Source organism: Rhizobium sp. PEPV16, assembly GCF_008919455.1.
In the GTDB taxonomy this organism is placed as follows: Bacteria; Pseudomonadota; Alphaproteobacteria; order Rhizobiales; family Rhizobiaceae; genus Rhizobium; species Rhizobium leguminosarum_Q.
The window spans coordinates 54,770-67,768 of sequence record NZ_VSZV01000356.1 but is presented as its reverse complement, the minus strand read 5'-3'; the positions used below and the strand labels follow the sequence as shown (position 1 = coordinate 67,768).

Annotated in this window: 13 protein-coding genes; 8 read left to right on the top strand and 5 right to left on the bottom strand. The window is 60.6% G+C overall.

Going from position 1 to position 12,999, the window contains the following annotated elements; genetic code table 11:
• Positions 1 to 77 precede the first annotated feature (77 nt).
• The 3 genes from FY112_RS34730 to leuD all read left to right on the top strand — a co-directional run bounded on the left by FY112_RS34730 (position 78) and on the right by leuD (position 1,605).
• Positions 78 to 311: a hypothetical protein gene (locus tag FY112_RS34730; protein WP_025396469.1), complete on the top strand. Its 234-nt coding sequence runs from the start codon at positions 78 to 80 to the stop codon at positions 309 to 311.
• A gap of 129 nt (positions 312 to 440) precedes the next feature.
• A complete protein-coding gene (locus tag FY112_RS34725) occupies positions 441 to 863 on the top strand; it encodes a glyoxalase/bleomycin resistance/extradiol dioxygenase family protein (RefSeq protein ID WP_151520379.1) in 423 nt (140 codons plus the stop codon).
• 133 nt (positions 864 to 996) lie between these two features.
• On the top strand, positions 997 to 1,605 hold the full coding sequence (gene leuD, locus FY112_RS34720; RefSeq protein WP_012759503.1) for a 3-isopropylmalate dehydratase small subunit: 609 nt from the start codon (positions 997 to 999) through the stop codon (positions 1,603 to 1,605).
• A 61-nt stretch (positions 1,606 to 1,666) separates the two neighbouring features.
• Here leuD and FY112_RS34715 read toward each other — a convergent pair whose 3' ends face one another.
• The gene (locus FY112_RS34715; RefSeq protein WP_151520378.1) at positions 1,667 to 2,599 is read right to left on the bottom strand and encodes a pyridoxal-phosphate dependent enzyme; all 933 of its coding nucleotides are present in this window, start codon (positions 2,597 to 2,599) and stop codon (positions 1,667 to 1,669) included.
• 166 nt (positions 2,600 to 2,765) lie between these two features.
• On the opposite strand from FY112_RS34715, the gene leuB reads away from it, so the two are divergent.
• Positions 2,766 to 3,878 carry a 3-isopropylmalate dehydrogenase gene (leuB, locus tag FY112_RS34710; protein ID WP_003543987.1) on the top strand — a complete coding sequence of 371 codons (1,113 nt, stop codon included), beginning with the start codon at positions 2,766 to 2,768 and terminating at the stop codon, positions 3,876 to 3,878.
• A 280-nt stretch (positions 3,879 to 4,158) separates the two neighbouring features.
• The gene (lpxE, locus tag FY112_RS34700) at positions 4,159 to 4,911 is read left to right on the top strand and encodes a lipid A 1-phosphatase LpxE (RefSeq protein WP_181018324.1); all 753 of its coding nucleotides are present in this window, start codon (positions 4,159 to 4,161) and stop codon (positions 4,909 to 4,911) included.
• A gap of 46 nt (positions 4,912 to 4,957) precedes the next feature.
• On the opposite strand, the gene FY112_RS34695 is transcribed toward lpxE, so the two are convergent.
• Complete coding sequence (locus FY112_RS34695) at positions 4,958 to 6,844, bottom strand: MFS transporter (RefSeq protein ID WP_131628223.1); 1,887 nt, start codon at positions 6,842 to 6,844, stop codon at positions 4,958 to 4,960.
• A gap of 272 nt (positions 6,845 to 7,116) precedes the next feature.
• Here FY112_RS34695 and FY112_RS34690 point away from each other — a divergent pair, with 272 nt between their 5' ends.
• From FY112_RS34690 to FY112_RS34680, 3 genes are all read left to right on the top strand, one after another.
• Positions 7,117 to 7,326, top strand: a complete 210-nt coding sequence (locus FY112_RS34690; RefSeq protein WP_131620120.1) for a hypothetical protein — start codon at positions 7,117 to 7,119, stop codon at positions 7,324 to 7,326.
• A gap of 111 nt (positions 7,327 to 7,437) precedes the next feature.
• The gene (locus FY112_RS34685; protein ID WP_012759513.1) at positions 7,438 to 8,472 is read left to right on the top strand and encodes an aspartate-semialdehyde dehydrogenase; all 1,035 of its coding nucleotides are present in this window, start codon (positions 7,438 to 7,440) and stop codon (positions 8,470 to 8,472) included.
• Between the two features lie 278 nt (positions 8,473 to 8,750).
• Positions 8,751 to 9,572, top strand: coding sequence for a lytic transglycosylase domain-containing protein (locus FY112_RS34680; protein ID WP_131620073.1), 822 nt, complete (start codon positions 8,751 to 8,753; stop codon positions 9,570 to 9,572).
• A gap of 45 nt (positions 9,573 to 9,617) precedes the next feature.
• Here FY112_RS34680 and FY112_RS34675 read toward each other — a convergent pair whose 3' ends face one another.
• The 3 genes from FY112_RS34675 to pdxY all read right to left on the bottom strand — a co-directional run bounded on the left by FY112_RS34675 (position 9,618) and on the right by pdxY (position 12,923).
• A complete protein-coding gene (locus FY112_RS34675) occupies positions 9,618 to 11,237 on the bottom strand; it encodes a GGDEF domain-containing protein (RefSeq protein WP_131620074.1) in 1,620 nt (539 codons plus the stop codon).
• Positions 11,238 to 11,334: 97 nt separating this feature from the next.
• Positions 11,335 to 11,976 carry a carbonic anhydrase gene (locus FY112_RS34670; RefSeq protein ID WP_017962600.1) on the bottom strand — a complete coding sequence of 214 codons (642 nt, stop codon included), beginning with the start codon at positions 11,974 to 11,976 and terminating at the stop codon, positions 11,335 to 11,337.
• Positions 11,977 to 12,047: 71 nt separating this feature from the next.
• The gene (gene pdxY / locus FY112_RS34665; RefSeq protein WP_131620075.1) at positions 12,048 to 12,923 is read right to left on the bottom strand and encodes a pyridoxal kinase PdxY; all 876 of its coding nucleotides are present in this window, start codon (positions 12,921 to 12,923) and stop codon (positions 12,048 to 12,050) included.
• Positions 12,924 to 12,999: the final 76 nt, after the last annotated feature.

Below are 12,999 nucleotides of genomic sequence, written 5' to 3'. Positions count from 1 at the left end.
AACAACAAAAAGCCATGCTTGCCTTGCAGAGAGGAAAGAGAAGGACCACATTCCTTTCCGAAGAAAGGTCTCTAACCATGCAGAACATTCGCTCCATCTTCCTCATGCTTGCCGGCGCCACCGTTTTCGTGGCCATGCTGCTTTTCACCTTCTCGGTGACGCTCGCCGTCGGCGGCATCCTGACCGTGCTCATGGTCGGACGTGCGCTTTCGATGAAGATGAAGCCCGCTCCGGTCCGCGCCAAGGCAAATAACGGCCAGCGCGAGATGCGCGTGTGGAACGACGGCCGCGGCACGATCATCGATCTCTGATCACCTTTTCGCTGAAAATTTTGGTTCCCCGAAAAATTTCGGCCGACACTGTCGGATCACGCTTCCATGTTACGTCTTTGAAGCAGCCAGGCATTCAGCCGGCGCTTGAAAAACGAATGGAGGACAAGCATGGATGCGACGACAGAGAGCAACCCGACCAAGATGCCACCGGTCAAGAACGGCCTGCTGCCCTATCTGACGGTCGACGGCGCGGTGAAAGCTGCGGAATTTTACAAGAAGGCTTTCGGCGCCGAAGAGGCATATCTCGTGCCCGTCGACGAGAGCGGCAGAACGATGCATGTGCATCTCTACATCAACGGCAGCTCCCTGATGCTGTCGGATGCCTATCCTGACTACGGCCATCCCTTCAAAGGCCATGAAGGCTTCGCCATTCAGCTGATCATCGACGATATCGATTTCTGGTGGGATCGCGCGATTGCTGCCGGCGCCGAAGTCGTCATGCCGGTCGAACTGATGTTCTGGGGCGACCGCTATGGCCAGCTTCGTGATCCGTTCGGCGTCCTCTGGGGGTTGAACGCACCGTCCAAATAAGGGACAGCCGCAATTGGCGGACCGCGCGAAACGTCGCGTGGCCGCCGGCTGTTAAAGATTCTCCTTCATTTCGGCGAAAAACTGGACTAGATGCAAATTCAGGAAGTAGATTTGCTGAAATGGAGCATGGGTCATGGATAAATTCGTGAAGCTCACGGGCGTTGCAGCGCCTCTGCCGGTTGTCAACGTCGACACCGACATGATCATTCCGAAGGATTATCTGAAGACGATCAAGCGCACCGGCCTCGGCACCGGCCTCTTCGCGGAGGCTCGTTATAACGAAGACGGCTCAGAAAACCCGGATTTCGTGCTGAACAAGCCGGCCTATCGCGATGCCAAGATCCTGGTTGCCGGCGACAATTTCGGTTGCGGCTCCTCGCGCGAGCACGCGCCCTGGGCGCTTCTGGATTTCGGCATCCGCTGCGTTATCTCGACCAGCTTCGCCGATATTTTCTATAACAACTGTTTCAAGAACGGCATCCTGCCGATCAAAGTCAGCCAGGAAGACCTCGACAAGCTGATGGACGACGCCTCGCGCGGTTCCAACGCCGTCCTGACCGTCGACCTCGAAAATCTCGAGATCACCGGCCCCGATGGTGGCTTGATCAAGTTCGATCTCGACGAGTTCAAGCGTCACTGCCTGCTGAACGGCCTCGATGATATCGGCCTGACGCTGGAAAAGGGCAAGGCGATCGACAGCTTCGAAAAGAAGAATGCCGCTTCGCACCCCTGGGCAGCCTGAGCCCTATCCAATCGGTTACCGATCAAGCCGGGCTTTGCCCGGCTTTCTCTTTTGCGGCACATCAAAGAAATTTCTCTTTCCAGGCCCTGAGTTTTTCGAGCGACACGCCGATGCCGCCGCAGACTTCGATAAGCGGATTGTCGAAGCGCTGAAGCAGCCCGGCATGCACATCGGCAACCGCAAGGGCCGCACCGCAAGCCGGCTCGACCAGAATGCGCTGCGCATCGGCAAATTTCAGGCAGGCGGCAACGGCATCGGCGTCGCTGACGAGAACACTTTCGATCGGATGCTGCTGCGGCAGGTCGAAGACATGCTGCGCCACCTGCCGCGCCCCGAGCGAATTGGCAATCGAGGTAATGGCGGGAAGGGTGATACGCTCATTCGCCTTGAGGCTGGCATGGAGCGAAGCCGCCCCTTCCGTTTCGACGGCGATAACAGGCACATCGGAAAGCCCGTTGCGCTTCAACCCCTCGACGATGCCGGCAAGCAACCCGCCGCCGCCGACGCTGGTGACCACGCAATCGAATTTTGCCCCTTTCGCCACCACCTCATCGATCAGCGTGGCATGGCCATCCCACAGAAGCGGATGGTCGAAGGGGTGCACATAGGTTGCCTTGCGGCTCCGGGCGAGTTCGACCGCATGGGCATTGGCCTCATCGAAAGCCGAACCATGAACGAGGACATTCGCGCCCGTTGCGGCAATGGTCTGCCGTACATCGGCCGCCGTCGTCTCCGGCACGACGATTGTGACCGGCACACCGAGCGCCCGGCCGGCATAAGCGGCCGCAATGCCGGCATTGCCGCCGGAAGCGCAGAAGATTTCGCGCGCCCCATTTTCCACCTCGTGCTGGCAAAGCCGGCCGACGCCGCGCAGCTTGAAACTGCCGGAAGGCTGCAGCGCATCAAGCTTCAGCCAGAGCGGTTTGCCGCTGGCGCTGTAGCCAGGTGCCGTCTGGAGCAAGGGCGTGTCGAGGTGGAGAGGCGCGAAAGGCATGGGAACCATCCAGGATAAAGATAGGGTCACCGTTCTAATCCGTTTGCGGACGCAGGAGCAACTATCGCGGCTCGGAGCGAAGCGTACCGATTCACCGCTTCTGTCGCTTGAAATGCCCTTTTCCGAGGTCTAAGAAACCGCAACTTGTTTTTCCCAGGAGGGTTTCATGACAGCGCGCAATCTTTTCCTGTTGCCGGGCGACGGCATCGGTCCCGAGGCCATGGGCGAGGTCCGCAAGATCATCGCCTATATGAACGAGGCGATGAATGCCGGTTTCGTCACCGACGAAGGCCTTGTCGGCGGCTGCGCCTATGATGCGCATGGCGCTGCCATCTCGGAAGCCGACATGCAGAAGGCGCTTGCCGCCGATGCCGTTCTGTTCGGCGCCGTCGGCGGCCCGAAATGGGATAGCGTGCCTTACGAAGTGCGCCCGGAAGCCGGCCTGCTGCGCCTGCGCAAGGATCTGCAGCTCTTCGCAAACCTGCGCCCCGCCATTTGCTATCCGGCCCTTGCTGCGGCCTCGTCGCTGAAGCCGGAGCTGGTCGAAGGCCTCGATATCTTGATCATCCGCGAGCTGACGGGCGGCGTCTATTTCGGCGAGCCGAAGGAAATCATCGACCTCGGCAACGGCCAGAAGCGCGGCATCGACACGCAGGTTTACGATACCTACGAGATCGAGCGCATCGCCGGCGTCGCCTTCGAAATGGCCCGCACGCGGCAGAATCGCGTCTGCTCCATGGAAAAGCGCAACGTCATGAAGTCGGGCGTGCTCTGGAACCAGGTGGTAACCGAGACACATAAGGCAAAATATTCCGACGTCCAGCTCGAACACATGCTGGCCGATGCCGGCGGCATGCAGCTGGTGCGCCAGCCCAAGCAGTTCGACGTCATCGTCACCGACAACCTCTTCGGTGATATGCTCTCCGACGTTGCCGCCATGCTGACCGGTTCGCTCGGCATGCTGCCGTCGGCCTCGCTCGGCGCGCCTGATGGCAAGACCGGCAAGCGCAAGGCGCTCTACGAGCCTGTGCACGGCTCGGCCCCTGATATCGCCGGCAAGGGCATCGCCAATCCGATCGCCATGATCGCCTCCTTCGCCATGTGCCTGCGTTACTCCTTCAATCTGGTGAAGGAAGCCGACGATCTGGAAAAGGCGATCGCCAACGTGCTCGACAAGGGCATTCGCACCGGCGACATCATGGCCGATGGCGCAAGGCAGGTCGGCACCGTCGAGATGGGCGATGCGATCCTCGCCGAGTTCAAGACGCTTTCCGCCTGATATTTCACGTGAAACAGTATCCAGCCCTTCGCATCGCGCATGCGGAGGGCTTTTTTCATTGAGGGCGGTGAAGCGCGTCCCGCTTGGTGGAATTATCCGAAACGGACTATTCTCAGCCACAATCTCGTGTATTTTTGCGCCGGATTTTAACGGGCGCATAATCCCGAAATCGGAAGCGATTTTCGACAAAGGATCATGCGTCAATTCAAAGTAATAGAGCGTCCTTAGCGTGTCCTGTTCGACGCGCGGCGCTCTGGGAAAAATTCGAACGGACGACGAAATGCGGGCATTTTGGGCTTCCCTGGACAGGCGCTGGCGCCGGAGCGCCGTCGGCATGCCGCCTTTGCGCTGGCAGGCCTGCCTCTTCGTCACGCTCAATGCCGTGATCCTTTCGATGCTGCTCTTCGACGCGCCGATCGGCGCCAGCGAAGCTCCCGCGCCGGTGAAACACCTCGGCGAGATGCTGACCGGTTTCGGTGATTCCGCCTGGCTGATCTACACCAGCATCCTGCTGTTCTTTCAGGGCAGGGCAGGCTACAAGCTTGTGAAGACGGCGCGTTCCAAGGCGCAGGCGCTGTATGTCAGCTGGATCGGTGCTTATCTCTTCTTCACGGTCGTCTTCTCAGGACTTCTCGCCAATCTGCTGAAACGTGCGATCGGCAGGGCGCGTCCCGATCATTTCCACGACTACGGCATGTTTTCCTTCACGCCCTTTTCGGGCCATTCCGCTTTCGAAAGTTTCCCGTCCGGCCACTCCACCACGGTCGGTGCCTTCTTCGCCGCCTTCGCCCTGCTATTTCCACGCTACCGCGTTGCCTTCATCGCCTGCGCCATCTGGCTCGGCATGACGCGTGTCATGGTCGGCGCCCATTATCCGAGCGATGTCATCGCCGGCCTCGCCTTCGGCGCCTGGTTCTCACTGCTGACGGCGATCGTCTTTGCCCGCTGCGGCCTGCTCTTCAAGCTGGCGCCGGATGGTTGGCCGCTCGCCAAGCGCCTGTTCCCTGATATGGAAAAGCCCGGCGCCTTGTGAGCGCCGGGCCTTTTTTCTCAAGCGAGGATTGGCCTCAACCCACCGCTCAATCCATGGCGTGGATATCCCTGTTCTTCGTTTCCGGCAGGAAGATCAGGCCGATCACCAGCGTGATCGTCGCAAAGACGATCGGATACCAGAGACCGTAGTAGATATCGCCCGCGGCAGCGCTCATCGCGAAGGCTGTCGCCGGCAGCAGGCCGCCGAACCAGCCGTTGCCGATGTGATAGGGCAGCGACATGCCGGTGTAGCGGATGCGGGTCGGGAAAAGCTCGACCAGCAGAGCGGCGATCGGGCCGTAGACCATCGTCACATAGAGGACGAGGACGAACAGCACGGCGATCGTGCCGATCCAGTTGACGCGGGCGGGATCGGCGGTCATGGCGAAAGTGCCGCCATTGGCGATGTTGTAGACCGCCATGTCGGTGACGCCATTGGTCTCATCCGCCGTCAGCAGCTTGCCTTCGACCAACTTGGCGGCCGGCATGGTTTCCTTCTCGCCGGCGCGCACGGTATCGGCGTTGAGCGCCAGTTCAGGATTGGCCGCGATGAAGGCATCGAGCTTGGCATCCGGCACCTTGACGGCGCCGCGCTTCAGCGGGTAGCCGGCACCTTGGAGCGCGATGTTGACGCCCTTTTCGAAGGCCGCAGTCATGCCCTTGGCCTTGTCGCCGGCGGCAGCGACGTCGAAGCTCGGGATCGTCGCGTTGCCGACCTTCACCGTCGCCGGCTGTCCGGCGGTACCGGGCACGACGTCATAGGGCACCGAGTTCTTGGTCAGGAACGCCGTCGCCACGTCGCAAGAGCTGGTGAACTTCGCCGTGCCGGTCGGGTTGAACTGGAACCTGCAGTCCGCCGGATCAGCTGTCACCGTTGCCCGAATCGAAGCCTGCGCTTCGGCTAGCGCCGGGTTTGCCGTCCAGGTCATCGCCTTGAACAGCGGATGATAGGTCACCGCCGCAATGAGAAGGCCTGCCATGATGATCGGCTTGCGGCCGATCTTGTCGGAGAGGCCGCCGAAGATGACGAAGAACGGCGTGCCGAGGAGAAGTGCGATGGCGACCATGACATTGGCCGAGAACAGGTCCACCTTCAGCACGTTCTGCAGGAAGAACAGTGCATAGAACTGGCCGCCATACCAGACGACCGCCTGGCCCATGGTAGCGCCGAGCAGCGCGATGATCGCAATCTTGGCATTTTTCCATGTCCCGAAGGCTTCGGTCAACGGCGCCTTGGAGCCCTTGCCTTCCGCCTTCATGCGCTGGAACGCCGGCGATTCGTTCATCTTCAGGCGGATCCAGACGGAAATGCCGAGCAGGACGAACGAGAGCAGGAACGGAATGCGCCAGCCCCAGGCGGCGAACTCAGCCGCACCCATCAGATATTGAACAAAGACAATAACGATCAACGACAGGAACAGGCCGAGCGTCGCCGTCGTCTGGATCCACGAGGTGAAGTAGCCGCGGCGCCCGTTCGGCGCATGTTCGGCGACATAGGTTGCCGCACCGCCATATTCACCGCCCAGCGCCAGACCCTGGAGCAGGCGAAGCGCGATCAGGATGATCGGGGCTGCGATACCGATGGTGGCGGCACCCGGCAGAATGCCGACGAGGAAGGTCGACAGACCCATGATCATGATCGTCACCAGGAAGGTGTATTTACGGCCGACGAGATCGCCGAGACGGCCGAACACCAGCGCGCCGAAGGGGCGGACCAGGAAGCCGGCGGCAAAGGCGAGCAGCGTGAAGATGTTACGCGTTGCCTCGGGATATTGGGTGAAATAGGTCGCACCGATATAGGTGGCGAGCGAACCATACAGATAGAAATCGTACCATTCAAAAACGGTGCCGAGCGAAGAGGCGAAGATGACCTTCTTCTCCTCGCCGGTCATCGGACCGGCCTTCGCGCCGTCGATGCTTGCGACATTTGCCATTGTCTGTCCTCCACAGAGTGATGATCAACGCGCGCGACCTGCTTCTCCTCAAAGCATACCCCTGGCCGCGACTCGCCTGACGGGAGTGTGCCAGAAACGACAGATCAAAAAGAGAGAGGCTTTCGGATTATGACTTTAGTCTAATGAGACCACGTTCCGTCGTCCCCATCGGGCCGCTGCGTGGCCTCCGACCGGCAATGCTATTTTGGAGGCGGAAGGTTCTGCTGCTTTACGAAGCAGACCTGCTAAGCCCTCAGCGCCTGCACCGGAGATTGCGGCGGCAGGCGGAAACAGCCTGCTCACGCAAAAACCTTGACTCCTGTGGAAAACCTTCTAAGAGCAACAGCGGAAAAGGAATCTCCATGGTTCGCGACGAACACGCCATTGCTGATCGCAGTGACCGGGCACGAGTTGCCGGGGTGGACATTGCCGTTCCGGTTTCTTCCAAAACCAAGGCCAAAACAACGACGAAAACCGTCTGACGTCTCTGGCCTGCCGCTCTCTCCCCGGCTCGGCTGGGGACAGGAAGACGCGATTAATCGCGCCTTTCCCCTCACCGGACAAGAGGAGAGAAGAGAAAGAGAGCTTGAGAAATGGGTTTCAAAGTAGCAGTTGCGGGAGCGACCGGAAATGTCGGCCGGGAGATGCTCAATATCCTCTCCGAGCGAGGCTTCCCCGCCGATGAGGTCGTGGCACTCGCCTCCTCGCGTTCGCAGGGCACCGAGGTTTCCTACGGTGACCGGACGCTGAAGGTCTCCAATCTGGAGAATTACGATTTCTCCGATACAGACATATGCCTGATGTCGGCCGGCGGCGAGGTTTCCAAGAAGTTCTCGCCGAAGATCGGCCAGCAGGGCTGCATCGTCATCGACAATTCCTCGGCCTGGCGCTACGACGCCGACGTGCCGCTGATCGTGCCGGAAGTGAACCCGGATGCCATCAGCCAGTTCACCAAGCGCAACATCATCGCCAATCCGAATTGCTCGACCGCCCAGCTGGTGGTGGCGTTGAAGCCGCTACACGACTTTGCCAAGATCAAGCGCGTCGTCATCTCGACCTACCAGTCGGTCTCCGGCGCCGGCAAGGACGGCATGGACGAGCTCTTCAACCAGACGCGCGCCGTCTTCGTCGCCGATCCGATCGAGAACAAGAAGTTCACCAAGCGTATTGCCTTCAATGTCATCCCGCATATCGACGTCTTCATGGAGGACGGCTACACCAAGGAAGAGTGGAAGGTGCTGGCCGAGACGAAGAAGATGCTCGACCCGAAGATCAAGGTGACCTGCACCGCGGTGCGCGTGCCGGTTTTCATCGGTCATTCGGAATCGGTCAACATCGAATTCGAAAACGAGATCACCGCCGACCAGGCCCGCGACATCCTGCGCGATGCACCGGGCTGCCTCGTCATCGACAAGCGCGAGGATGGCGGCTACATCACGCCATATGAATCCGCCGGCGAGGATGCGACCTACATCTCGCGCATCCGCGAGGATGCGACGGTCGAAAACGGCCTCAACATCTGGGTGGTCTCCGACAATCTGCGCAAGGGCGCTGCGCTGAACGCCATCCAGATCGCCGAGTTGCTCGTCAATCGTGGTCTCGTCAAGCCCCGCAAGCAGGCCGCCTGATACCATTTGTAAACCATAATATGCTAAAGCCCTGCTGATGATGAAGGCAGGGCTTTTTGCCGAATTGTGGACGCTTCTGTCCATAAGCGCTTGCTGAAAAAGGTGATCGTGACAAGATCGCCTTCGGCTGGCATTCTGCCCGGCATCAAGCCAAAGCATGCCGTCCAAAACCGTGCAGCGGTTCGGGACAGCGACATGAACAGAACGAAGACTTTGAGCGCGTCGCATAGCCCCGATCGGCTGCGGCGCGCTTCAGTAGATCGGAAGCGGGGTTTCTCATGCGCATGACAAAATTCTTTCTGGCGGCGTTTACGGCGGCGGGCGTCCTCCACGCGCTGCCGGCAGCGGCACAGGGCGCTCAATGCGGCAATAATAGCAGCGGTTTCGGTGCATGGGTCGCCGACTTCAAGCAGGAAGCGGCGGCAAACGGCGTCAGCCGCTCGGTCCTCGACCGCGCCTTCGCCAATGTCAATTACAACAGGCCGACGATTGCCGCCGACCGCGGCCAGAAGAGCTTCAAGCTCTCCTTCGACGCTTTCATGCAGAAGCGCGGCGGTGCCACGATCATCTCCCGCGGTCGCAGCATGAAGGCAGCCAATCAGGCGCTTTTTGCCTCGATCGAGCGCCGCTTCGGCGTTCCGGCCGGCCCGCTGATTGCGATCTGGGGCATGGAGACCGGTTTCGGCAGCTATATGGGCAACCAACATACGCTGTCGGCTGTTTCGACCCTTGCCTATGACTGCCGTCGTTCGCAATATTTCACCGACCAGCTCTATGCAGCACTCCAGCTCGTCTCCGAGGGTTATCTGAGCCCGCAGGCCAAGGGCGCTGCCCATGGTGAAATCGGCCAGACGCAGTTTCTGCCGCGCAATGTCGTGCGCTTCGGCGCCGACGGCGACGGCAACGGCCGCGTCGACATGGTCGGTTCCCGCGCCGATGCACTGGCCTCGACGGCGAATTTCCTCAAGGGCCACGGCTGGCGCGCGGGCGCCGGCTATCAGCCTGGAGAGCCGAATTTCGTCGCCATCCAGGGCTGGAACGCCGCCAGCGTCTACCAGCAGGCGATCGCCTATATCGGTCAGCAGATCGACGGCAAATAGGCCCGACTGAATACGCCAAAACGCCGCTGCGATATGCGGCGTTTTTCATATGCGGGAATCAAAGCCGCCGCCGGAAGCCGCCTTGCGTCGCTCCTGCTGCACCGGGGCCTGGATGATTGGTCCCGAGACGACACAATTGCGGCCGGAGGCCTTGGCGGCGTAAAGTGCCAGGTCGGCGCGTTTGACCAGATCCTCGAAGTTCCGGTTGGCGGCTTCATTTGCCCGCCCGGCGCATCCGAAACTCGCCGTCATCTTGAAAATATCGCCGCTTGGCAAGGGGATTTCCGCAGCCTCGATCGCCTGCCGCACGCGCTCGGCAACGATTGCCGCATCGTCAGGCGTCGAATCCGGCAGAAGCGCCAGGAATTCCTCGCCGCCGTGGCGCACCAGCAGATCGAAGGAACGGAAATTCTGGCGCGCGACGCCCGCGACCTGTCGGAGCACGGCATCGCCGGCGTCATGCCCGTGAACATCGTTGATCTTCTTGAAATGATCGAGGTCGAACAGCACGACGGAAATCCAGCGTGATCCGTGCTCGGCCTGCGTGAGAAGTGCGGATGCGGCGACCTCGAAGCCGCGCCTGTTGTAGAGGCCGGTCAGAAGATCGGTCTGGGCGGCGCTGCGCAACTCGCCCACCAGCGTCTCCCGATCCTGGGTCAGCCGGTCGATCAGGCGCAGGCCCTTTGCCGCCAGTAGCAGCACCAATGTGGCGAGGATCAGCAGGCCGGCACACAGCGCCAGGATCCGCGTCAGGTGTATGTGCGAGCGCGTCGAAAGATTTTCGCCGGTCTCATGAATATCCTCGGCAGCCTCGATCATCTTCTGCTGCAGGAAGATCATGCGCTCGCTCTGCGCGGCGGCCCAGACGTCATGCACGGCGCGTGTCGGCCGCGATCCGGCAAGAATGGCATCGGTGATCGCATTCGCCTTCACTTGGTCGCTGCGACCGAGATAAGCGACGATGTTGCGCACGACCGGCTCAGAGGAATGGAAGACCATGTGATCCATGCCCTCGCCGAGCATGACCTTGCCCTGCACGAACAGTTCCACCGGCAATCTGGCGGAAACGCCTTGATTGAGATAACGGGTACCAGTCCCGGTGATCAGCCTTTCGCCGTAATAGGTCAGCAGGATGCCCATCAGCTGGTTGGATTTTTCAAGCAGCACCGGATCGCTGATCAGCGGTGAAAGCGCATCGACGACAGCCAACTGCTTGAGAGCCGCATACCAGTAAATGGAACCGGGATCACTGCCGGCATAACGGCCCTGGTCGACGGCGCTGCGTGCGGCGACGATGCGGCTGTAGGCAAGGCTGAGAATCGATAATTCGCCGACGAGCCCCTCGTCGAGCGTATCGCGGGAGGGCAGGCTGGTATAGAAAGCGCGGCGCTCGCGATCGAGCGTCGCCCGGCTTTGCTGCATGTCGATGGCAGTCCTGCTGCTGGGATGTGCGAGGTAGCGGCGGGTGGCGCCAATCTCAGTCAGAATCTCCGTGGCGGCGATCGACCCACCACGGGCAAGCACATCGGCGAATTGCCGGTCCTTTTCGAGGTTCTGGTATTGCTTGACCGAAGAACGTATGACGACAACGCCTTCAATGAGCATGAAGACGAAGGGCAGCATGATGGCGGCCAGGATAACCCTTTTGATTGTTTCGAACTTCATCGCCAATCGCCACGGTGATCAAAAACGTCGGTCGTGCGCGACCAATTGACGGCGAGCTTAACAACAATCCTTAAAAAACTGATAAACTGGCATGTCCCTAGATTTCGGGACGAATGAAATCGCGTGTCTCGGCGTCCATGACCCAGAGTTCACCGGTCGAAATGTCGAACCAGGCACCGTGGAGATGAATCTTTCCCGCTTCCTCGAGCGCCTTGATGTCGGGAAAGCTTCTGAGATTGTTGATCGAATTGCGAATGGAGACACGCTCCAGCGCCGTCTGTCGCTCGGCGGCCGTCATCACGTCGTTGCTCTGGATCTGCTCGGCGGCGGGTTTGACCAGCGACATCCAGCGGCCGATGAAATCGCCGGGCGACAATGGCTCGGCATTCGGATCGAGCGCCGAGCGGATGCCGCCGCAGCGGCCATGGCCCATCACGACGATATCCGAGACCTTCAGCACCTGCACGGCAAATTCGAGTGCGGCCGAGGTCGAATGAAAATGACCGTCCGGCTCGTAGGGCGGCACCATGTTGGCAACGTTGCGGATGACGAAGAGCTCGCCTGGGCCGGCATCGAAGATCAGCTCCGGTGCCGCGCGAGAATCCGAACAGGCAATGACAAGCGTATGGGGATTCTGACCGTTTTCGGCAAGCTGCCGATACCTGTCGCGGGCGTCGGCATAACGCCCGTTCATGAAGTTGCGATAGCCGTCCAGAAGGGGATTTGGAAAACGCTGCATGCTTCTGGATTAGCGCGCGCGGAAGACAAGATCAACTGCTGCACCGCAAAATGAACATATTGGCGGATGCGTCACTTTTTCCGCCGTTGCGCCGGGTGCACGAGGCGGCGCATCTGCACCATGGCCATCGGCGTCGAAAGGCTGGAAGCATCGCTTGCCAGCATCAACTCGTTGCTGCCGCGCTTGACGGCGCGCGCGAGCACCTCGAAGACGCTGGCGGTGGCAAGCTGCAGCGCCTTTTCGTCCTCGATCCCGGAAAGCAGGCGCGACAGGAAGACGGCGGCGATGAGGTCGCCGAGACCATTCGGCGGGTTGTCGACGACGCGATGCTCGGCAAGAAGGGCGTGACGGCCGGAAAGATAGAGATTGCCGGTACCGCCCGCCATCATCGGCACCGCCGAAGTGACGAGCATGCGCGATGGCCCGAGCGCGAGCGCCGCCTCCATGATCGCGCTGTTGTCTTCAAGGGCTGCCCCCGAAAGCCATGCGAGCTCGTAGCGGTTCGGCGTTGCCAGCGAGGCGAGCGGAATGAGATGGTCGCGAATGGCCTCCGCAGTCGCTTCCGGCACGTAAAGGCCGCCGAGATCGCCCATGACGGGATCGCAGACATAGAGCAGCTCGGGATTGTTTTCCCTCAGCGCACCGATCAGCCGGGCGACGGAGCGCGCCTGGGCTGCATTGCCGAAATAGCCCGAAAGCACCGCCTTGACTTCGCCGATCCAAGGCGCGCGGATCAGATCCTCGATTGCCGCGTCGAAATCCGCTTCCGCAAAAGTCAGCCGCGTCGAGCGGCCGTGGCCGGGATGCCAGGGCAGCACGATGGTCGGCAGGGCCCAGACCGGATGACCGAGCGTCTCCAGCGCAAAGACGGCGGCCCGATTTCCGACCGAGCCCCGCACCACATGGCTGGAGATGACGATGACTGCGCCCGCTGCATTTTCCGACATGATACCCAAGATCCGAATGATGACGGCGTTTGATGATCTGTTTGACGCCACGCTGTCAACCATTCTTCATGCGGGC

Bases quoted from the DNA above. Each gene is read 5' to 3' on its own strand.
- FY112_RS34730 (WP_025396469.1), top strand. From the start codon at position 78: ATGCAGAACATTCGCTCCATCTTCCTCATGCTTGCCGGCGCCACCGTT.
- FY112_RS34725 (WP_151520379.1), top strand. From the start codon at position 441: ATGGATGCGACGACAGAGAGCAACCCGACCAAGATGCCACCGGTCAAG.
- leuD (WP_012759503.1), top strand. From the start codon at position 997: ATGGATAAATTCGTGAAGCTCACGGGCGTTGCAGCGCCTCTGCCGGTT.
- FY112_RS34715 (WP_151520378.1), bottom strand. From the start codon at position 2,599: ATGCCTTTCGCGCCTCTCCACCTCGACACGCCCTTGCTCCAGACGGCA.
- leuB (WP_003543987.1), top strand. From the start codon at position 2,766: ATGACAGCGCGCAATCTTTTCCTGTTGCCGGGCGACGGCATCGGTCCC.
- lpxE (WP_181018324.1), top strand. From the start codon at position 4,159: ATGCGGGCATTTTGGGCTTCCCTGGACAGGCGCTGGCGCCGGAGCGCC.
- FY112_RS34695 (WP_131628223.1), bottom strand. From the start codon at position 6,844: ATGGCAAATGTCGCAAGCATCGACGGCGCGAAGGCCGGTCCGATGACC.
- FY112_RS34685 (WP_012759513.1), top strand. From the start codon at position 7,438: ATGGGTTTCAAAGTAGCAGTTGCGGGAGCGACCGGAAATGTCGGCCGG.
- FY112_RS34680 (WP_131620073.1), top strand. From the start codon at position 8,751: ATGCGCATGACAAAATTCTTTCTGGCGGCGTTTACGGCGGCGGGCGTC.
- FY112_RS34675 (WP_131620074.1), bottom strand. From the start codon at position 11,237: ATGAAGTTCGAAACAATCAAAAGGGTTATCCTGGCCGCCATCATGCTG.
- FY112_RS34670 (WP_017962600.1), bottom strand. From the start codon at position 11,976: ATGCAGCGTTTTCCAAATCCCCTTCTGGACGGCTATCGCAACTTCATG.
- pdxY (WP_131620075.1), bottom strand. From the start codon at position 12,923: ATGTCGGAAAATGCAGCGGGCGCAGTCATCGTCATCTCCAGCCATGTG.